Genomic DNA, 19,372 nt, shown 5'->3' on the forward strand with positions numbered 1-19,372 from the left:
CGTAGCCGTGCCCGCGAACACAGGTTACAAGAGGACAACAAAGGATCATTTGCGGCCAATTTATGCGTTCACGACAGATCCCCACCCTTTCAGACGCGGTAATGCCCACGCAGATCGCCGCATTGACCGTTTCCGTGATGGAACAGCAGGGCGGCGACAAGGCCGCTCTCTTCTCCGGTCTCCCCTTCTCCGAAGACCGCCTTTACGAGGAGGATGGGCGCCTCTCCTTCTCCGAAATCTATGCGTTGATCGAAGCCGCGCTTGCGATCTCGGGCACGCCCTGGCTCGGCCTCGAAGTCGGGCGGGCCCAGACCGTCAGCACCTGGGGCATCCTCGGCTACGCGATCATGAGCTGTGCCACCGAACGCGAGGCCGTCGCCCTGGGCGTGCGCTATTACGATGCCGCGCCCAGCCTCATGCGCAGCACTTCCCGGATCGAGAACGGGTTACTGCGCCTGCAGATGGAGCCCATTCACCCGATGCTCGCCCTCCTTCCCTTCTGTGTCGAAGAGAATATCTGCGGGATCAGCACGGTCTCGTCCGAATACCTGATCGAACCCATGTCCCCGCTGGAGGTTTGGCTGTCCTATCCCGAACCAGATTACAGCGACAAATACCGGACCTATTTCGGCTGCGACATCAAGTATGAGCAGGACAGCAACGTCCTTTGGACCCGTGCGCCCAGGGATGCCCCCATGCGCACCTCCGACCCGATCAGCGCCCAGCTTTGCCGCAAACTGGTCGAACAGGTGGTCGAGCCGCGTAATGACGAAAGCGATTTCATCTATCAGATGCGCCAGCTTCTGCTGCAGACGCCGGGCGACATGCTCAACATGGAGCGCGCCGCAGCCGAATTGTCGATCAGCCCCCGCACCTTGCGGCGGCGGCTCGCGGAATTCGGCACCTCGTTCAAAAAACTTCAGGAGGACACCCGCCGCGACCTCGCCATCGACTACCTGCGGGACACCCAACTCAACATCTCGCAGATCGCGCACCTGCTGGGATATACCGAGACAACCAATTTCCGCCGCGCCTTCAAACAATGGACCGGCCTGCCGCCCCGTACATTCCGCCAGCAGCATATGGGCTGAGGTTTTGGCGATGTCTCTATCATAGTGCTCAGGCGGCTTTAGCATCCAACGGAGATAAGGTCCGCAATGGGCAGCCGAGACTTCCCTTTATCGCCGCCGCGATCTTTCTTTTTTGGGTTCCGAAATGGAAAGCTCGCGCTGATACTTGCTGTTTGAATTCTCCAGAACAAACCGCGCAAACACCTTGCTGGACCAATTTACATGGACATCCCCGAAGGCCTTTGAAAAAGCTCTTTCCGCGGCTTTCGTCTTTCTCCCATATTTCCCGTCGATCTTTCCGGGATTGAACCCAAGACGATACAGACACAATTGGCGCGCTTTCCAAACTGACTTCGGCACCTGATCTTGCGGCCCGTCGAATATGAGATCCGAGATAGCATCATCTATGATCCGATCCATATCGCCGGAAATCGGAGCATTGATCGAACAAACGAATATGGTCCCGGCCTCACCCGAGACACTTACAGTACCCCCGAGCGGCTGACTTGTCAGAGCGATAACCAGCAAAGCCGCAATCACATTCTTCGAGACATCAATCGCATGGGTGATACCAGCCGCGAACCGAGTGGACCCAAAAGCGCTCCCCAGCTCGATCAGCTCAACTTCGATGAATCCACTTACAACGTAATCGTCTATCCTAAGCGTGAACGCCCCTTCTGGTGTTATAGACACGCCCAGAAGACCTAAAATCCGGCTTTGTTCCTCTCTCGCCCTGGCCGGGGCCGTAGCCAGCACGCCGCTGGAAACGGTCGCCATAAGTTTTTCGACATCGACATCGCTGCTATATCCAAGCGCCTTTCCAACAATGTCAAAAGCCGCCTCAAAGAAAAGCGCGCGCGATGTGAGGGACAAAAGCTCGAAATTCTGCTCCACATCGTCAAAAAGCGTGGCAGAGCCGGTGAGCAACGTGGATCGCGCAAAAACATCCAGACGAACGGAAGTGTCGGTGCGGTCAATGACTTCTGCCACGGCTAATTCCTTTGGTGCTCTATATGACGCTAATCGCTAGCAACACACCTTTGGTGCGGCAAGTCTGAAACAGCCCGAATACCGGTAGAGCAGCGGGCACGGTTAACTCATCCAATCAAACCGGAAGACAGGCCTATCAAAAAGCGCGGCAAAGCACAGGTGGGTATAACGACCTGTCAGTGCAGATACGCCGTCCACACACCGGCAATACCAACCAAAACCAGGCTCCCAGCCCAAAGTAGATCCAGGTTGAACCAACTGCGCGTGAGAAACTTCAGCCCCAGCCAGAAATACATCCCCACTGCCAGCAGCCCGCCCGCGCCCGCCATCGCCGCCGTGTGGATCAACGCCACGACCAAAGCCGCGCCTACGGCCTGACCCATCAGCACCCCCGCCGCCTGATGCCCCGCATCCAGTTGGTCGGGCGCGCAGAGGCCCAGATAGATCGGCACCAGCATCAGGCCCGCGCCATGCGCCAGCGCGGCCAGAAAGGACCACATCGCCAACCGGGACGGCGGCACGCGGGCCAGAAACCGCGGATGTTTGCGGTAGATGAACAGGAACAGACCGAAGGCAATCACCAAAAGGCCCGCACCCACGCGGATCTCCCGCTCGTAATAGGCCAGCGTCGTCATCAGCGAAAACGGCAGCAGGATCACCGTCATCGCCACGAAATGCCCCAGCGCCAGCATGCCCAGCGCCATGGGCATCGCCGCCACGCGCCGCTCCATCAGGGCCGAGGATACGGCCAGCGGCCAGCCCATCCCCGGGTTCAGCCCGTGATAGAGGCCCGAGAGGATCACGGCCCCCCACAGGGCCGCAATCGTTGTCGCATCCAGCTCCATTCAGACCGACGGATAGCAGAAACTGTCGGTCGAACAGTCTCCGCCCTCCAGCCGGATCTGGTGGCTGCGATAGCCCTCCGGGAACTCGACCCAGAAATCCTCCGCCAGCGTCAGCCCTCCGTTCTCGCCCACATTGGCCATCACCATCGCAGCGCCACCCTCTCCGGGATAGAACTGATCGTCCCACGTGGAATAGAGCGAATTGGTCCAGTAGACCCGTTTCCCGTCCCGGCTGATCTCCACCATCTGCGGGCCGTAGCCAAAGGTCTTGCCGTTGGGATGCGGCGTCTTCTTGACGATCCCCCCGATCTCGACCTTTCCGGCCAGCTTGGGGTTCATCGGGTCCGAGACATCGTATTGATGCATCTCCCCCAGCCCCCAGCAGGCGACGTAAAGGAACCTGTCATCCAGGCTCAGGTCGATATCCGTCACCAGCGGTGGCACCGCCCCGAACCCCTTCAAGAGCTCCGGCAGATCGTCCGCATCCGCCGGCACCGGGTCGATGGTGATCGTCTTCTTCGCCTCGAACGTCCCATCATCATTGCGCCACCAGGTAAAGATCGCGCCCTGCAGGTTGGTCGTATCCACCACCACCCCGCAAAACCCGTACTCCTTGGCCGGATCATGCGCCGGCCGGATCTCCAGCGCCATCTGGTGATGCGCGCCCAGATCAATCGTCTGGATGTTCTTGCGCGCCCTCAGATCCCAGAAATGGATCGAATGGCCGTATTTGTTGCCCAGCAAATCCTCCGGCACCACGCCGTTCTCGAATTGCGGCGGCAGGCCCCATTCGCTGCTCACCATGTAGTCGCGCGGCAGGTTCCACCAGAAATCGTAATGTTTGTCCTGTGCGCCTCGGTCCATCTCATACCGGCCCAGCACGTCGAAGGTCTCGCAATCCATGATGAAGATGCCCGGGGGTCCGTCCGTGCCGTCCTCCCCACCTCCACCCAGGGTCGAGACATAGATGCCCTCCGGCCCGCAATGGATCGTATGCGGCCGCGAATAGCCCGTCTTGGCCATGATCTCTTCGGGTTCGATGATCTTGTGGATCTTCGCGTCCAGCGGCTCCTTCACGTCGATCACATAGATGCGCGACGACCGGATGCCCGGAATGATCAGATAGCGCCGTTCCAGAAACGCGTGCCCCGTGAGCGGAGACAGAGCCGACGAGCACGCATTCCACCCGAAATGGTGAAACTCATCGCCCTTGTTCGGCATGAACAGGCTATGCACGATCTGCCCGTAAGTCTTCGACGTAGGGTCCACATCCACAACCGCCAGCCCATCGGGTTGCGCGCCATCCGGGCTCAGCATCAGCGTAAAGGCCAGCGTCTCCGCCGGGGCCTCCATCGCCATCCTGGCGGTGGGGTAAAAGGTCGGGTCCGGTCTCAGGTTCATCTCGCATCCTCCCTATCGAGATTTGTCCCTGCTCCTCTCTCTCCGGGCGTTCTCCCCGCGCCCTTCGGTTCAATGCATTGCGGTCAATTCATCCCTCAAATGGTGTTCGCGCGCCTGTCGTAAGGTCAAGCTTTGACCAAACGCCGTTCAAATGCCAGACATTTCAATCCGTCAGCAACAACATGCTGATAGCGCTCACTTTTCCATGACGGCGGCAGGTCAAGTGGCACAGAATCACCCCACCGCGACCCGGGGTCGCCCGCTTGCCTCCACCGTCACCGTCGCCTCGACAAAGACCTCCCGTGCCTCCGCCTGCGCGGTGCGGATGTCGCGTGCCACATGCACGTCGATCTCCTCCGCCCCGGCCGCGCGGGCCTCGGCCAGCGCCTGCTCGCGCAACAGCGTCTCAAGCCTTGCCAAGGCAGGCTCCGCCGCGCCGAAATCCTCCGGGCCGTCCGCCAGATGCGCGCGGTACTTGCCCTCCGACGGCGCCGTGACAACCCCGCTCCGCCGCATCGTCACCCGGCCCACGACCGCCCCAACCGCATTGGCCACGCCCGCATGCTCCGGCAGGATCATCTCGCAGCCCAGCCGCTGCCCCACCGCCGGATAATAGCTGGCAGCCGAGGCGCCCAGCCCCACCACCGGCACGTTCAACCGCAGATCGACCGCCAGCAGCCCCCGATGCCGGTCGAGCCCCCGTCGCGTCAACTCATGCCGCGCCAACCCTTCGGTCTCAAAGGCCGGCGCATCCTCCGCAAAAACCGTCTCTAACAAGGCCTCAACCGTCTGCTCTGTCACCTGATCCACGATCATCCGCGCCAGCGCCTCCGGCCCCTCTGCCAGCAGATTGCCACTGCCCACGCGGCGCCTTGCCATCAGTGCCAGACCCAGCCGGGCCGCCTCCCGATCCCACACATCCACCATACCCAGCACATGCGCCGCATCCGATGGTGTCACCCCTGCCATCTGCACGATCCCGCGATCCCAGAGCCTCTGCAACGCCCCCTGATCCATCCGGTTCCGCAGCACGTCGCCCAGCGCATGCACGCCCTCGATCCGCTCCAGCAGCGCCACCTCTCTTGCACCCATCCCTTGCACCAGCGCTCCCGGCACGCGCCGCACAAACCGCCCGTCATGCTCTCCGGGCAGTGCCGCGCTCATCTGCGCCTCCAGCACCGGGACAACACCAGCATGCTCCGTTGCCAGCAGCGCCAGCGGCACCACCCGTCTCGGCCCCAGTGTCACGCCGCCCTGCAATCCTTCGGCGCGCATCTGCACCTGGCTGTCCCCGCCCAGCCCCGTGGTGCGCATCGCCACCGCCTCGACCATCGTTCGAAACCCGCCAACCCGTGCCCCATCCGGGTCAATCGCAGGCCGCCCGCCCTGTAACAGAGCCACATCCGTCGTCGTCCCGCCAATATCCGAAACCACCGCCTCCTCCGCCCCCGTCAGCCACCGCGCCCCCACCAGCGACGCCGCCGGCCCGCTCAAGATCGTCTCGATGGGCCGCTCCCGGGCCTGCTCTGCAGACATCAGCGCCCCGTCGCCCCTGACCACCATCAGCGGCGCCGCGATGCCCAAATCCCTCAGGCTCTCCTCCGTCCGGTCAATCAACCGGCTGATCATCCCCGTCAGCCTGGCATTCAGCAAAGCCGTCAGCGCGCGCTTCGGCCCGTTCAGCTTGGCCGACAGATGATGCGAGCACGTCACCGGTCGCCCCGTCACCTCCGCAATCCTTGCTGCGGCAGCCAATTCATGCGCCGGATTGCGTGTCGCAAACTGGCTCGCCACCGCATAGGCCGAGACATCCTGCTCCGCCAAAAACGTCTCTAACTGTGCTAAATCGAGCGGCTCCACCTCAGCCCCCGCATGGCTGTGCCCGCCCGCAAGCACCAAGGCCGGATCGCCTTTCAGCGCATCGGCCAGCCCGTGTTTCTCCAGATCCCCCTCGCGAAACCCGATGTAGACCAGCGACACCCGGCCCCCCTGTCCTTCGACCAGCGCATTGGTGGCCAGCGTCGTCGACAAAGCGGCCAACCGCACCTCCTCACCCGCCACCCCGGCGGCCTCCAGTACGGCCCGCACCGCGCCCCCGACACCGATGGCCAGATCGCCCCGGGTCGTCAGCGCCTTGGCACTGGCCAGAACCTCCCGCTCATCCCGGATCAGAACCGCATCCGTATAGGTCCCGCCCGTATCCACACCCAGCGCAATCGCCATGCTCCACCCCTCGGTTTTTGCCTGAATAGAGCCTATTCGCGCCCCGTCTCGCCCATTTGCGTCAACATGGCCACAGCCCAGCGCGCCGCGTCCGCCACGGCCTCATCCGTGTCCTCCACCAGCTCCCGCGCTGCGGCGGCAAGCTCTGGTTCCCCCGAATTCCCGATCGCATAAAGCACATTGCGCACGAACCGGTCCCTCCCGATCCTCTTGATCGGAGAGCCCGAAAACAGCGCCCGAAACGCCGCATCGTCCAGCCGCGCCAGCTCCGCCAGCCGCGGCGCTTCCAGCTCGTCCCTTGCCGCATAGCGCAGGTCCGACGCCTCAACCGCGAACTTGTTCCACGGACAGACCGCCAGACAATCGTCGCACCCATAGATCCGGTTGCCCATCCGCGCCCGCAAATCCTCGTCCACCGGGCCCTTGTGCTCGATGGTCAGATACGAAATGCATTTGCGCGCATCCAGCCGGTAGGGTCCCACAAAGGCCTCCGTCGGGCACACATCCAGACAGGCCCGGCACGACCCGCAATGATCGACCTCCGGCGCATCGGCCTCGATCTCAAGCGTGGTGAAAACAGAGCCTAAGAAGGCCCAGTTGCCCCACTCCCGGCTTAGCAGATTGGTGTGCTTGCCCTGCCAACCCAGCCCCGCCGCCTGTCCCAAAGCCTTCTCCGGAACCGGTGCGGTATCCACGAACACTTTGACTTCAGGCAAAGTGTTCGCGTGCAACTCTCGCGCGCCCTCCGCAATCATCCACCGCGCCAGCCGCTTGAGCCGTTTCTTCACCAGATCATGATAATCCCGGTTCTGCGCATAGACCGAGATCACGCCCCGGTCCCGCCAGCCCAACCGCTCCATCGGATCCCGCTCCGGCGTGTAGCTTTCCGCCAGCATCACCACCGACCTCGCCTCTGGCCAGAGCGCCGCCGGGTTTCCCCTCCAATGCATCCGCTCCGCCAACCAGCCCATCTGCCCGTGATAGCCCGCCTCGACAAAGGCGCTCAGCCTCTCCGGCACCTCCGGCACGTCCCAGGGCCGACACACCCGGCACGCAATAAACCCCTCCTCCAGGGCCCTTGCCACCAGCCGGTCCTTGAACCTGTCACCCATGCTTCTTTGGGTCAAAAATATCCTCGGGGGGAGCCGCAGGCGGGGGGCAGACAGCCCCCCTCACCGCCCGCTCATCAAAAATCCAGATCGGCATAATGCGCCGGCGGCGGGAAACCCGACACCTGATCGGCCAGGATCGACCGAAACGCAGGGCGCGACTTGATCTTGGCATACCAATCCTTCACCACCGAAGACCGGTTCCAGTCCACATCACTGATATAGTCCAGCGCCGACAGATGTGCCGCCGCGGCGAAATCCGCCAGCGTCATCGCATCCCCGGCCAGCCAGCGCCGATGATCCAGGAGCCACGCCATATAATCCAGATGATACTTGATCGCCTTGGCCCCTGCTTTCACGTTGGTGCTGTCCGGGTAACCCTTGCCCGTCATCTTCTTGTTCACCCGCTCGTAAAGCAACTTCGACGTCACCTCCTGGTGAAACTTGTCGTCGAACCACCCCACCAACCTTCGCACCTCGAACCTCTCCTCCGGCGCCTTGGGCATCAGCGACGGATCCGGCCGGGTCTCCTCGATATACTCGCAGATCGCCGCACTCTCGGCCATCATCCTTCCGTCCAGCTTCAAGACCGGCACCTTCGCCGCCGGGTTGCGCCTCAGGAAATCCGCATCCTGCTCCCAATAGCGCTCCTCAACCAGCTCCACCTCAATCTTCTTCTCCGCAAGGCTCAGACGCACCTTTCGGCAAAACGGGGACAGCGGGACGTGGAAAAGACGGGCCATGAACGATGTATATCTCTGGATAATCCGTCTCTACTTGCCCAAAAGCCCGCCCGGTTTCAACTGCCCAATCGCCCGCCCGGCTTGCTTCCGCCTCACTCCGGGCTCTCGAAACAGGCCGCGCGCCCATCCGCCCGGATCGTCGCCGCCCCGTCCCGGATCCCCGCCGCCCGTCTCCTCACGACATCGCTGGGCCGGCTCGCCGATCTGGCCTTCGGATTCGGCAGCACCGCCGCCAGCCTGGCCGCTTGCACCGCACTCAACGCCTCCGGCCCTACTCCGAAGTAATGCCTGGCCGCCGCCTCCACGCCGAACACACCTTCGTCGAACTCCGCCACGTTCAGATAGACCTCCACGATCCGCCTTTTCGACCAGAGTATCTCCATCATCGGCGTGATCCCCGCCTCCAGCGCCTTTCTCGTCCAGCTTCTCCCGTGCCACAGAAAAACGTTCTTCACCACCTGCTGGCTGATCGTCGATCCTCCCCTCCGGCTGCCCTCCGCCAGCGCCGCGCGGATCGCTTCCACGTCAAACCCCCAGTGCCGGCAGAAATTGGCGTCCTCTGCCGCCACGACCGACCTTGCCATAACCGGGGCCACCGCCTCCAGCGGCACCCATTCGCGGTCCACCACCCCTAGCCGTGCCGCCTCTGCGCGCATGTAGATCCCCATCGGCGGGTTCACCACTTTGAAGAGCAAGACCACCAGCACCGGCACCGCCACGACCAGCGCCACCATACGCCACATCCAGCGCCTCAGCCACAGGCCCAGCCGCGTCAGCGGGCCGGGCCTGAACACCGTCTTCAAAGGTTTCGCCTTCCGGGATGTCTTCGCCTTCGCCATGGCCCAGCTATAGGCCCCAGTTCCGCGCAAAGGAACCCATCCCACGCGACGCGAGCCCGCAAGGGCTCAAGGAGCGTTACTCCGCAGGCACAGCCGCCTCCTCCAGGCTCAGCGGCGCCGGCAGATGCACCAGCATCTCCTTCGGACAGACCTGCAGGAAATGCCCCTTCTCCATCTCCCAATGCTGCAGGATATCCGCCGCCTTCCGGCTCATCGTCTCCGCCACATGCCGTTCGACCAGGTCCTTCAGCTGCGCCTCCCAGTGATCCACCGTCACAGGGCACGTCACCAGCGTCTCCATGTTCATCATGGTCTCCGCGCGGCCCTCAGGATCGTAAAGATACGCCATCCCCCCGGTCATGCCGGCCCCGAAATTGGCCCCGATATTGCCCAGGATCACCGCAACGCCGCCGGTCATGTATTCACACCCGCAGGCCCCGCAGCCCTCGACAACCACCTTCGCGCCCGAATTCCGCACCGCGAACCGCTCACCGGCCCGGCCCGCTGCAAACAGATAGCCATCTGTCGCGCCATACAGCACCGTGTTGCCGATGATCGTGTTCTCATCGGCCTTCAGCGGGCTCACCTGCGGCGGGCGCACCACGATCATGCCTCCGGACAATCCCTTGCCCACATAATCGTTGGCATCGCCCGACACTTCCAGCTTCAGCCCCGGCGCCGCGAACGCCCCCAGCGACTGCCCGGCAGACCCCTGCAGCTTCACCGTCAGATGATCCGGCTGCAACGTGTTGCGCATGCCGAACTTCCGCACGATATGGCTCGACGTGCGGGTGCCCACCGTCCGGTGTGTGTTCTGCACCGCGTAAGACAGCTGCATCTTCTCGCCTTCCTGCAGGAAGCGCGCCGCATCTCGCACGATCTCCGCATCCAGCGTATCCGGCACCGCATTCCGCTCCCGGTCGCGGTCATAGACGATGTCCTTGGCGCCATCGACCGTGATCAGCAGCGGGTTGAGGTCCAGATCGTCCAGATGCGCCGATCCCCGGCTCACCTGGTTCAGTAGATCCGCCCGCCCGATCACCTCGTCCAGGCTCCGTGCGCCGATCTCGGCCAGCAATTCCCGCACCTCCTGCGCATAGAAGGTGATCAGGTTGACCACCTTGTCCGCATTGCCGGTGAACTTCGCCCGCAGGCTTTCGTCCTGCGTGCAAACACCGACCGGGCAGGTATTGGACTGACACTGCCGCACCATGATGCAGCCCATCGCGATCAGCGCCGCGGTGCCGATGCCGTATTCCTCGGCCCCCATCATCGCCGCCATCACGATGTCGCGGCCCGTGCGCAGGCCCCCATCGGTGCGCAGGGTCACCCGGTCGCGCAGGTTGTTCATCGCCAGCACCTGATGCGCCTCGGTCAGACCCATCTCCCACGGCAGACCCGCATATTTGATGCTCGTCGCAGGCGAGGCACCCGTGCCTCCGTTATGGCCCGAAATCAGGATCACGTCCGCCTTGGCCTTGGCCACACCCGCCGCGATCGTGCCCACACCGCTGGAGGCGACCAGCTTCACCGTCACCTTGCAGCGCGGGTTGATCTGCTTCAGGTCATAGATCAGCTGCGCCAGATCCTCGATCGAATAGATGTCGTGGTGCGGCGGGGGCGAGATCAGCGTCACCCCCTTCGTCGAATGCCGCAGCCGCGCAATCAGGTCCGTGACCTTCATGCCCGGAAGTTGCCCGCCCTCACCGGGCTTGGCACCCTGAGCAACCTTGATCTCCAGCTCTTCACACTGGTTGAGATACTCCGCCGTTACGCCAAAGCGCCCCGAGGCGACCTGCTTGATCTTCGCCGACGGATTGTCGCCATTGGGCTCCGGCACGAAATGCGCCGGATCCTCTCCGCCCTCGCCGCTGTCGGACTTCGCCCCGATCCGGTTCATCGCCACGTTCAGCGTCTTGTGCGCCTCCGGGCTCAGCGCGCCCAGCGACATGCCCGGCGTCACGAACCGTTTGCGGATCGAGGTGATGCTTTCCACATCCTCGATGGGGATCGCCTTGCCCATCGGCTTAATGTCCAGCAGATCGCGCAGATGGATCGGCGGATTGCTCCTCATCTTTGCCGAATACTGCTTCCACAGCTCGAACGACGCTTTGTTGCACGCCATCTGCATCATATGCATGCTGGTCGCTTCCCAGGCATGGGTCTCACCCGATTGGCGCGCCTTATAAAAGCCCCCGATGGGCAGCACATCGCTGCCCCCGGCCCAGCCCTTGGCATGCACCTCCTCGGATTTCTGCTGCACCCCGCTCACGCCGATGCCGCTGATCCGGGACGTCATGCCCGGGAAATACTCCGCCACCATCGCGCGGGACAGACCCACCGCCTCGAAGTTCAGACCCCCGCGATAGGAGGAGATCACGCTGATCCCCATCTTCGCCATGATCTTCAACAGGCCGGCATCAATCGCATCGCGATACCGCTTCACCGCCTCCGTCAGCGAGCCGTCGATCAGCCCCCTGTCGATCCGGTCGGCAATGGAATCCTCCGCCAGATAGGCATTCACCACCGTCGCTCCGCAGCCGATCAGCACCGCGAAGTAGTGCGGGTCGATGCATTCCGCCGACCGCACGTTCAGCGAACAGAAGGTCCTCAGCCCTTTCCGCGTCAGATGACTATGCACCGCAGACGTCGCCAGGATCATCGGCATCGCCACCCGGTCGCCGTTCGACATGTGATCCGTCAGCACGATATGCCCCGCGCCCGACCGCACCGCATCCTCCGCCTCGTCCCGGATCCGGATCAGGCCCACGCGCAGGCTGTCCGCGCCCGGCTCGAATGTACAGTCGATCTCGACCATCGGCGCGTTGAACTGCTCTTGTAGCTTGTCCCATTGCGCATTGCCCACGAACGGGCTCTCCAGCACGATGATCTCCGTCTGGCTCGAGCTTTCATCCAACACGTTCTTGAGGTTGCCGAACCGCGTCTTCAGGCTCATCACCCGGTATTCGCGCAGGCTGTCAATCGGCGGGTTCGTCACCTGGCTGAAATTCTGCCGGAAGAAATGTGACAGCGGCCGGTACTGCTTCGACAGCACCGCACTCGGCGTATCGTCCCCCATGGAGGCCAGCGTCTCTTTCCCGTCCTCCGCCATCGGCGCCAGGATCTGCTCCAGCTCCTCGATGGAATACCCCGCCGCGATCTGCCTTTTCCGCAACTCCGCGCCCGTGAACAGCGGCTGCTCCGTCACCTCCGCCAGCACCGCATCCGCGTCGTTGATCTTGCCGACCCAGTCTCCAAACGGCTGGGAGGCCGCCAGTTGATCCTTGATCGCCTTGTCGTGGAAGAGCTTGCCTTCCTCCATATCCACCGCCAGCAACTGCCCCGGCCCCAGTGCGCCCTTCTCTCGGACGACACCCTCGTCCACCGGCACCATGCCCGCTTCCGAGCCCGCAATCAGCAGCCCGTCCCCGGTCACCACATACCGCATCGGGCGCAATCCGTTCCGGTCCAGCCCCGCGCAGACCCAGCGCCCGTCCGTCATCGCCAGCGCCGCCGGGCCGTCCCATGGCTCCATCACGCTGTTGCAATAGGAATACATGTCGCGCCACGCCTGTGGCAGCTCCACCGCCTGCTTCGACCAGCTTTCCGGCACCAGCATGGTCTTGGCCATCGGCGCATTGCGCCCCGCCCTCACCAGCACCTCGAACACCGCGTCCAGCGCCGCACTGTCGCTCGACCCGCCCGGCACGATGGGCTTGATATCCTCCGCCATCTCCCCGAACGCGCTCGACGCCATCCGGATCTCGTGAGACTTCATCCAGTTCACGTTGCCCTTGAGCGTGTTGATCTCACCGTTATGCGCCAGCATCCGGAACGGCTGCGCTAGCCACCATTGGGGGAAGGTGTTCGTCGAATAGCGCTGATGGTAAATCGCAAACGCTGACTCGAACCGCTCATCCATCAGGTCCGGATAGAACTCCGCCACCTGCTCCGCCAGCATCATCCCCTTGTAGATGATGCTCCGGCAGGACAGGCTCGCGATATACAACTCCCCGATCCCCGCAGCCGCCGCCGCCTTCTCGATCCTCCTCCGGATCACGTAAAGCTCCCTTTCGAACCTCTCCTCATCGACCCCCTTGGAGTTGGAAATCAGGATCTGCTCGATCTCCGGCCTTGTCGCGTTCGCCTTCTCGCCCAGACAGCCGATCTCGACCGGCACGTGCCTCCAGCCGTAGATATAATAGCCCTTCCTCAGAACCTCCGTCTCCACGATGGTCCGGCACAGCTCCTGTGCTCCGAAATCCGTCCTTGGCAGAAACACCTGTCCCACCGCGATCAACTGGTCTTTGTTGGGCTTGTGCCCCGTCCTTTCGATCTGGTCGTAGAAGAACGGCACCGGGATCTGCACGTGAATGCCCGCGCCGTCTCCGGTCTTGCCATCCGCATCGACAGCACCCCGGTGCCAGACCGCTTTCAGCGCGTCGATGCCCGCTTCCACGACCTTCCGGCTTTTCTTTCCATCAATGGAAACAACCAGCCCCACCCCGCAGGAGGAATGCTCCTCCGCCTCGGAATAAAGACCATTCTCCGCCAGCCACGTCCGCTTGGCTTCCTCGCCCCGTACCCATTCGGCATCATATTTGGTCATTGGCTCTCTCCTTCTGGGACGAACTTGTTCTGTCTCTCGAAATCCGCCTGACTGACCCTCTGCAGATCGCCTGCAAAGGCGTATCCGTCAGGGCATTTGTCGGCGTAAACCTCGCGGACCAGCCTCGCGCCGCCCGCATTCTCGAAAAGGCCCGGTGCGACCTCATAGGGGTCGTCCTCACCCAGGTCCTTGAACCACAGGGCCGACCCGCAGATCTTGCACCACGCACGCTCGGCAAAGCTGGAGGACCGATACCGGCTGATCGGCCCGCCCTCGATCCTGATCTGGTTGGGCGCCACCTCGATGCCCATCTGCATCGACCCGCTCCAGCGGCGGCACATGTCGCAATGGCAGGCCGATATCTCAGCCATCTCCGACATGACCGTGACCCGTACGGCACCGCACAGACACTTTCCACGGGCTTCAGTCATGATTATGACCACCGTGGCTCTGATGGCCGCCACCATAACCCCGTGCCTGATTGTAAAGCACTCTCTGGTGTCGTGTCAGGATCGGTGCTGTCTGCAAATGCGCCTCTAGATGGGCAGCTCGAAGATCGGCCCGCAATGTCGCCGACTGCCGTGTCAGGATCGCAAGTTGCTCTGCCTCCAAACCGCCAGCCTCAAAGGCCGCGTCCAAAGCAGCCTCCGCCGCGACGTAGTCCGCGCCCAGCGCCCGGGCGCGTGCATTCATCTTGTCAAAAATGAACTGCACGTCGCTCCGCTGCTCCGCGGTCAACGCCAGATCATCGGCCAATTCCAGAACATGGGCCGGTCCGGGATATCCGTTCAATTCCGCGGCCTTCGCAAAACCCCAGCCACGCCCGTTCAGCAGATCATCGACGTCCTGCGCCGACAGTGATGCAATCGCCCGCGTTTCTTGTCCCGCATAAGGTTTGGGACTGGCCCAAACCAGCCCTGCCGCAAGCACGGCAAACAAGGCGAGCAGACCGCGCATCAATGGGCCTCCCCACCTGCGGCAACCATCGCCATAACGTCGGCTTCGGTCATCCGGTTGCGTTTGTCGTTGTCGGCAAAGGCGTGATCGCCCTGCATATGATCGACATAGACCTCGTTATTGAAGGTCAGACCCTCCAGACTGTCCAGCGACCCCGCCGACAGGCTCAGCAGCCCTTGCATCGGCCCCTCGGCTGTCAGCTTCCAATAGAGGCTCGACCCGCAGAGCTTGCAAAACCCGCGCTCCGCCCATTCCGAAGACGAAAAGGTCCCGATATTCTCCTCACCCGTCCAAGTGATCCCGCCCGGCGGCACCTCAAGGCCCAGCTCGATCCCGCCGCTGAACTTGCGGCACATCCCGCAATGACACGCGCCATAGCATTCCGGCGCCGTTGCCAGCGTGTAACGCACTTTGCCGCACAGGCATCCGCCTTCGGTCGTTCCAGCCATTGTCATCGGTCCTTTTCAGGGTTCGTTCACATTTCGTCGAAAAAGGTCAGTCTTGTTGATCTACCGTGTTTACTCTTTCTTAACGCTTGGTCCGTCGGGCCTTGAAAGGCGTTTCGTACGAAATCCGGTACAAACACCCCAAAGTCGCGTTTTTGGCCCGTTTCAGGGGTTTTGGCGTCCCGTCGTTCCGTACGAAACTCCGTACGAACTGCCCAAGGCCCCGTGCGCGGATCGGGCGGTGCACACCCGATTTTCAGCCGGGCGAAGGGTCCCGAAGCCGGTCATTCCGCCGCCACAACGGCGCTGGAATTCAACCGCTCCAGAATAGCCTCCGCACAGTCGCGCCCGTCCCGGATCGCCCAGACCACAAGGCTCGCGCCCCGGACAATGTCGCCCACCGCATAGACACCGTCGAGCGCGGTCGCACCCGTGGTGAACTCCGCCTTGATCGTGCCCCAGCGGGTGACCTGCAATTCCGGCTGATCCCACAGCGTCGGCAGATCCTCCGGCTCAAAGCCCAGCGCCTTGATGACCAGATCGGCCTCCTCGACATAGTCAGAGCCTTCGATCAGTTCCGGAGCCTGACGCCCCGTCGCATCCGGCGCGCCCAGGCGCATCTTTTGCACCGTCACGCCAGTCACTTTCGCAGCCCCTTCGCTGCTGTCGGCCAGGTCCGTGACAAAACCCTTGGGCGCGCTCAGCCATTCAAAGATCACGCCTTCTTCCTCGGCATTCGCCACCTCGCGTTGAGAGCCTGGCATATTCGCCCGGTCCCGACGGTAGAGGCATTTGACGCTGGTCGCCCCCTGCCGGACAGACGTGCGCACGCAATCCATCGCGGTGTCCCCGCCGCCGATGACGACAACACGCTTGCCTTCGGCGTTCATCCGACCGCTGTCGAAATCCTCGACCGCGTCACCAAAGCTTTTGCGGTTGCTCGCGGTCAGAAAATCAATCGCCTTTTCAACACCTTGAGCGGTGCTGCCATGCAGCTCCAGATCGCGCGACTTGTAAACGCCGGTGGCGATGATCACCGCGTCATGCGCGGCGCGGATGTCGTCGAAAAAGATATCCTCGCCCACATTGCAATTCAGTTTCAGCGTCACGCCGCCCTGCTCAAGCTGGTCGTTGCGACGCATCACCACGTCCTTATCCAGCTTGAAGCCGGGTATGCCATAGGTCATCAGCCCGCCGGCGCGATCGTAGCGGTCATAGACAGTGACCTGCACGCCCGCGCGCCGCAGCACATCCGCCGCCGCCAGCCCTCCGGGTCCCGCGCCAATGATGCCCACGCTCTCGGGCCGTTCAGCGGGCGGTTTGATCGGCTGCACCCAGCCTTCCTCCCAGGCGGTGTCGGTGATGTATTTCTCCACCGCACCGATGGTGACGGTCCCATGGCCCGACTGTTCGATCACGCAATTGCCTTCGCACAGGCGGTCCTGAGGACAAATCCGCCCACAGATCTCCGGAAAGGTGTTGGTCGCCTGAGAGACCTCATAAGCCTCCCTCAACCGCCCTTCCGCCGTGAGCCGCAGCCAGTCAGGAATATTGTTGTGCAACGGACAATGCGTCTGACAATACGGCACCCCGCATTGCGAACACCGGCTCGCCTGCTCCTCGGCCTTCGCCTCGGCATATTCCGCATAGATCTCCCGGAAGTCCTCCTTCCGCGCGTCCGCATCCCGCTTCTCCGGCATACCCCGCTCAACCTGCACGAACTTCAACATCCGCTGCTCAGCCATAGCCTTTCCTCCCTGAATGGTGGGTTTGGCTTGCTTAAAGGATGCTAAAAAGGAATAAAAGTCAAAAGTACTGACTTATATTGCGATCAGACACACTTTTTACGAGAATTTTCGCATCGCCGCGTGATTTTTAGGTCCGGTTCGGCCATAAATCACAGCTTCCCTTTCGAAATCTGCCACTTATACCGAGAGCCTGTGAATTCACGTTACCACGATTCGGAAGAGACATGACGCTTTTTCACCTGATTCTCGTCGCTCTCATCCAAGGCGTTACCGAGTTTCTACCGATTTCGTCGTCCGGCCACCTTATCTTGCTGCCCGGGCTCACCGGTCTTGAGGATCAGGGCCAGTTCATTGATGTCGCAGTTCACGTAGGCACGCTTTTTGCTGTCATTTTCTATTTCTGGCCTGACGTGCGCGTGGCGTTAAGCGGGACCCTCCGTCTGATGCGGGGAAAGGTGGATACGCAGGGTGCATTCCTGGCTCTTTGTCTGGCCATCGCCACCGTGCCGGTCGTCATCGTGGGCCTCATCATCCATCTTGCCGATCTGGGCGCGGCACTTCGTTCCATTGCCGTTGTTGGCTGGGCCACGCTGATTTTCGGGCTAGTCCTTTATTGGGCCGACCGCACCGGAGCCGAAGCGCGGCGCGCCGAGCAGTGGACATTGCGTCATGCCCTGATCATGGGGCTTTGGCAGGCCGTGGCACTGATCCCCGGCAGTTCCCGGTCCGGTGTGACGATCACAGGGGCAAGGTATCTGGGATATGCACGGGAGGATGCCGCGCGGCTGGCGATGCTGATGTCCATCCCCACAATCCTGGCCTCCGGCACGGTGCTGGCGCTCGACACCGCCTTTGCCGCCGATCTTGCTGCCGCGCGGGATGGCGCGATTGCCGCTGTCTTTGCGTTCGTGGCCGCCCTGCTTGCCTTGGCACTGATGATGCGGCTGCTGCGAAGTGTGAGCTTTGCGCCCTATGTCGTTTATCGCGTGATCCTGGGGATCGTCCTGCTCGCGATCGCCTATACCTGACGCCGGATCATCAAGCGCAGCCCCACCTGCTCGCGGCAAACGGGCGAAAGAAAACCACCTAACCGCGATGCAGGAGAGCCGCAGCCAAAAGCCCGACCTGCGGCCACCTCAAAGACGAAACAGACGCCCCAAGGTCAGCCTTTCAGATTTTTCGCGGATTCCTTGATGGCATCGTATTGCCCCGACGGACGGAACCGCCAGAGATAATCCGGCAAGACCGCCTCCATCGACGTTGGATCAATGCCCAGATCGGCAAAACCCTTGGCGTCCTCCGAGACCACGTTGTCACGCGCCAGGTTTTTGACCTGATCCCGCGTGATCTGGGCCGGGATCAGGCCCAGCGACAGCGTGTTGAGCGTATCAAAGCCGAACCCCATCAGGCCCGCCGCCCAAAACGGAATGTTGACCACAGCCCGTTTGCGACGGACCACGTCGAGCATCAGGCGCATCAACTCACGGAAGGTTTTCACGTCCGGCCCGCCCAGCTCGTATATACCGGGCTTGGCCGTTCCCAGAACTGCCTTGACCGCCGCCTGCGCGACATCATCGACATAGACGGGCTGAAATTTCGTCTCCGCGCCGACGACCGGAAGGACCGGCCCCATCCGCGTCATACCCGCGAAGCGATTGAAGAACTGGTCTTCCGGCCCAAAGACGATCGAGGGACGCAGGATCACCGCCTCCGGCATATGGCGCAGCACGCCGTCTTCGCCCGCCGCCTTGGTTTTGGAATATATACTGGCCGCGTCGGCATCGGCGCCGATGGCAGAGATCTGAACCATCCGCTCAATTCCCTGCTCCGCCGCGATCCGCGCGATCCGTTCCGCCCCTTCTGCCTGGACACTGCCAAAGGTGTTCTTACCGGTCTCCGCCAGGATACCCACGCAATTGACCACCGCATCCGCGCCCTGCATCACCGATGCGACCGAGGCGTCGTCGCGAATGTTGCACAGGACCGGCTCAACCTGGCCCACAACGCCATAAGGCTTGACGAAGATCGCCTCGTTCGGGCGACGGACGGCGACGCGCACGCGCCATCCCTCTTTGGCCATGCGACGTGCGATATATCGCCCGATAAAGCCCGAACCGCCATAGATCGTGACCAGTTTCGACATGGGCAAGGCTCCCGATAGGCTGAAGTCAGTGGTGGATGTAGCTGGCACCCCCCTCGTAAACAAGGCGCAAAAACGCCGCGACAAAATCAGTTCACAGAATCAGCACCGACGCCATTGACTCCCTTTGCCCCGCCCCTTAAACGCACGGCTCACGACATCGTGCCCAGATGGCGGAATTGGTAGACGCGCTAGCTTCAGGTGCTAGTGTCCGTATGGACGTGGAGGTTCGAGTCCTCTTCTGGGCACCAA

15 protein-coding genes and 1 tRNA gene are annotated in these 19,372 nt (G+C 62.3%); 3 read left to right on the forward strand and 13 right to left on the reverse strand.

What is annotated here, in order from left to right; genetic code table 11:
• Positions 1-101 precede the first annotated feature (101 nt).
• Positions 102-1,091, forward strand: a complete 990-nt coding sequence (locus CFI11_RS22860; protein ID WP_165390383.1) for an AraC family transcriptional regulator — start codon at positions 102-104, stop codon at positions 1,089-1,091.
• An 87-nt stretch (positions 1,092-1,178) separates the two neighbouring features.
• Here the strand turns inward: CFI11_RS22860 and CFI11_RS22865 are convergent, their stop codons facing one another.
• The 12 genes from CFI11_RS22865 to CFI11_RS22920 form a co-directional block, all read right to left on the reverse strand.
• Positions 1,179-2,060: a peptidoglycan-binding protein gene (locus CFI11_RS22865; RefSeq protein ID WP_130409789.1), complete on the reverse strand. Its 882-nt coding sequence runs from the start codon at positions 2,058-2,060 to the stop codon at positions 1,179-1,181.
• Positions 2,061-2,236: 176 nt separating this feature from the next.
• The gene (locus tag CFI11_RS22870; protein ID WP_130409790.1) at positions 2,237-2,905 is read right to left on the reverse strand and encodes a hypothetical protein; all 669 of its coding nucleotides are present in this window, start codon (positions 2,903-2,905) and stop codon (positions 2,237-2,239) included.
• Positions 2,906-4,306 (reverse strand): selenium-binding protein SBP56-related protein, encoded by a 1,401-nt coding sequence (locus CFI11_RS22875; RefSeq protein WP_130409791.1) that lies wholly within the window; start codon positions 4,304-4,306, stop codon positions 2,906-2,908. It lies immediately after the preceding gene.
• Between the two features lie 234 nt (positions 4,307-4,540).
• On the reverse strand, positions 4,541-6,529 hold the full coding sequence (locus tag CFI11_RS22880) for a hydantoinase/oxoprolinase family protein (RefSeq protein ID WP_130409792.1): 1,989 nt from the start codon (positions 6,527-6,529) through the stop codon (positions 4,541-4,543).
• Positions 6,530-6,561: 32 nt separating this feature from the next.
• On the reverse strand, positions 6,562-7,641 hold the full coding sequence (queG, locus tag CFI11_RS22885) for a tRNA epoxyqueuosine(34) reductase QueG (protein ID WP_130409793.1): 1,080 nt from the start codon (positions 7,639-7,641) through the stop codon (positions 6,562-6,564).
• A 74-nt stretch (positions 7,642-7,715) separates the two neighbouring features.
• Positions 7,716-8,381 carry a glutathione S-transferase family protein gene (locus CFI11_RS22890; protein WP_130409794.1) on the reverse strand — a complete coding sequence of 222 codons (666 nt, stop codon included), beginning with the start codon at positions 8,379-8,381 and terminating at the stop codon, positions 7,716-7,718.
• A 92-nt stretch (positions 8,382-8,473) separates the two neighbouring features.
• Entirely contained in the window at positions 8,474-9,220 is a 747-nt protein-coding gene (gene mtgA, locus CFI11_RS22895; protein ID WP_130409795.1) for a monofunctional biosynthetic peptidoglycan transglycosylase, read from the reverse strand.
• Between the two features lie 76 nt (positions 9,221-9,296).
• Positions 9,297-13,829: a glutamate synthase large subunit gene (gltB, locus tag CFI11_RS22900; RefSeq protein ID WP_130409796.1), complete on the reverse strand. Its 4,533-nt coding sequence runs from the start codon at positions 13,827-13,829 to the stop codon at positions 9,297-9,299.
• Positions 13,826-14,260: a GFA family protein gene (locus CFI11_RS22905; protein ID WP_165390384.1), complete on the reverse strand. Its 435-nt coding sequence runs from the start codon at positions 14,258-14,260 to the stop codon at positions 13,826-13,828. The genes gltB and CFI11_RS22905 overlap by 4 nt, the downstream gene beginning before the upstream one ends.
• Positions 14,253-14,786 (reverse strand): hypothetical protein, encoded by a 534-nt coding sequence (locus CFI11_RS22910; RefSeq protein WP_130409798.1) that lies wholly within the window; start codon positions 14,784-14,786, stop codon positions 14,253-14,255. The genes CFI11_RS22905 and CFI11_RS22910 overlap by 8 nt, the downstream gene beginning before the upstream one ends.
• Positions 14,786-15,235 carry a GFA family protein gene (locus tag CFI11_RS22915; protein ID WP_165390385.1) on the reverse strand — a complete coding sequence of 150 codons (450 nt, stop codon included), beginning with the start codon at positions 15,233-15,235 and terminating at the stop codon, positions 14,786-14,788. The genes CFI11_RS22910 and CFI11_RS22915 overlap by 1 nt, the downstream gene beginning before the upstream one ends.
• Positions 15,236-15,516: 281 nt before the next feature.
• On the reverse strand, positions 15,517-16,977 hold the full coding sequence (locus tag CFI11_RS22920; RefSeq protein WP_130409800.1) for an NAD(P)-dependent oxidoreductase: 1,461 nt from the start codon (positions 16,975-16,977) through the stop codon (positions 15,517-15,519).
• 227 nt (positions 16,978-17,204) lie between these two features.
• On the opposite strand from CFI11_RS22920, the gene CFI11_RS22925 reads away from it, so the two are divergent.
• A complete protein-coding gene (locus CFI11_RS22925) occupies positions 17,205-18,008 on the forward strand; it encodes an undecaprenyl-diphosphate phosphatase (protein WP_130409801.1) in 804 nt (267 codons plus the stop codon).
• A 134-nt stretch (positions 18,009-18,142) separates the two neighbouring features.
• Here CFI11_RS22925 and CFI11_RS22930 read toward each other — a convergent pair whose 3' ends face one another.
• Positions 18,143-19,123 (reverse strand): complex I NDUFA9 subunit family protein, encoded by a 981-nt coding sequence (locus tag CFI11_RS22930; protein WP_130409802.1) that lies wholly within the window; start codon positions 19,121-19,123, stop codon positions 18,143-18,145.
• A 161-nt stretch (positions 19,124-19,284) separates the two neighbouring features.
• On the opposite strand from CFI11_RS22930, the gene CFI11_RS22935 reads away from it, so the two are divergent.
• Positions 19,285-19,371, forward strand: a tRNA-Leu gene (locus CFI11_RS22935).
• Position 19,372: the final 1 nt, after the last annotated feature.

Source organism: Thalassococcus sp. S3 (genome assembly GCF_004216475.1).
GTDB lineage: Bacteria > Pseudomonadota > Alphaproteobacteria > Rhodobacterales > Rhodobacteraceae.

Bases quoted from the DNA above. Each gene is read 5' to 3' on its own strand.
- CFI11_RS22915 (WP_165390385.1), bottom strand. From the start codon at position 15,235: ATGGCTGGAACGACCGAAGGCGGATGCCTGTGCGGCAAAGTGCGTTAC.
- CFI11_RS22920 (WP_130409800.1), bottom strand. From the start codon at position 16,977: ATGGCTGAGCAGCGGATGTTGAAGTTCGTGCAGGTTGAGCGGGGTATG.
- CFI11_RS22875 (WP_130409791.1), bottom strand. From the start codon at position 4,306: ATGAACCTGAGACCGGACCCGACCTTTTACCCCACCGCCAGGATGGCG.
- CFI11_RS22860 (WP_165390383.1), top strand. From the start codon at position 102: ATGCCCACGCAGATCGCCGCATTGACCGTTTCCGTGATGGAACAGCAG.
- CFI11_RS22910 (WP_130409798.1), bottom strand. From the start codon at position 14,786: ATGCGCGGTCTGCTCGCCTTGTTTGCCGTGCTTGCGGCAGGGCTGGTT.
- CFI11_RS22890 (WP_130409794.1), bottom strand. From the start codon at position 8,381: ATGGCCCGTCTTTTCCACGTCCCGCTGTCCCCGTTTTGCCGAAAGGTG.
- CFI11_RS22925 (WP_130409801.1), top strand. From the start codon at position 17,205: ATGACGCTTTTTCACCTGATTCTCGTCGCTCTCATCCAAGGCGTTACC.
- CFI11_RS22870 (WP_130409790.1), bottom strand. From the start codon at position 2,905: ATGGAGCTGGATGCGACAACGATTGCGGCCCTGTGGGGGGCCGTGATC.
- CFI11_RS22880 (WP_130409792.1), bottom strand. From the start codon at position 6,529: ATGGCGATTGCGCTGGGTGTGGATACGGGCGGGACCTATACGGATGCG.
- CFI11_RS22905 (WP_165390384.1), bottom strand. From the start codon at position 14,260: ATGACTGAAGCCCGTGGAAAGTGTCTGTGCGGTGCCGTACGGGTCACG.
- gltB (WP_130409796.1), bottom strand. From the start codon at position 13,829: ATGACCAAATATGATGCCGAATGGGTACGGGGCGAGGAAGCCAAGCGG.
- CFI11_RS22930 (WP_130409802.1), bottom strand. From the start codon at position 19,123: ATGTCGAAACTGGTCACGATCTATGGCGGTTCGGGCTTTATCGGGCGA.
- queG (WP_130409793.1), bottom strand. From the start codon at position 7,641: ATGGGTGACAGGTTCAAGGACCGGCTGGTGGCAAGGGCCCTGGAGGAG.
- mtgA (WP_130409795.1), bottom strand. From the start codon at position 9,220: ATGGCGAAGGCGAAGACATCCCGGAAGGCGAAACCTTTGAAGACGGTG.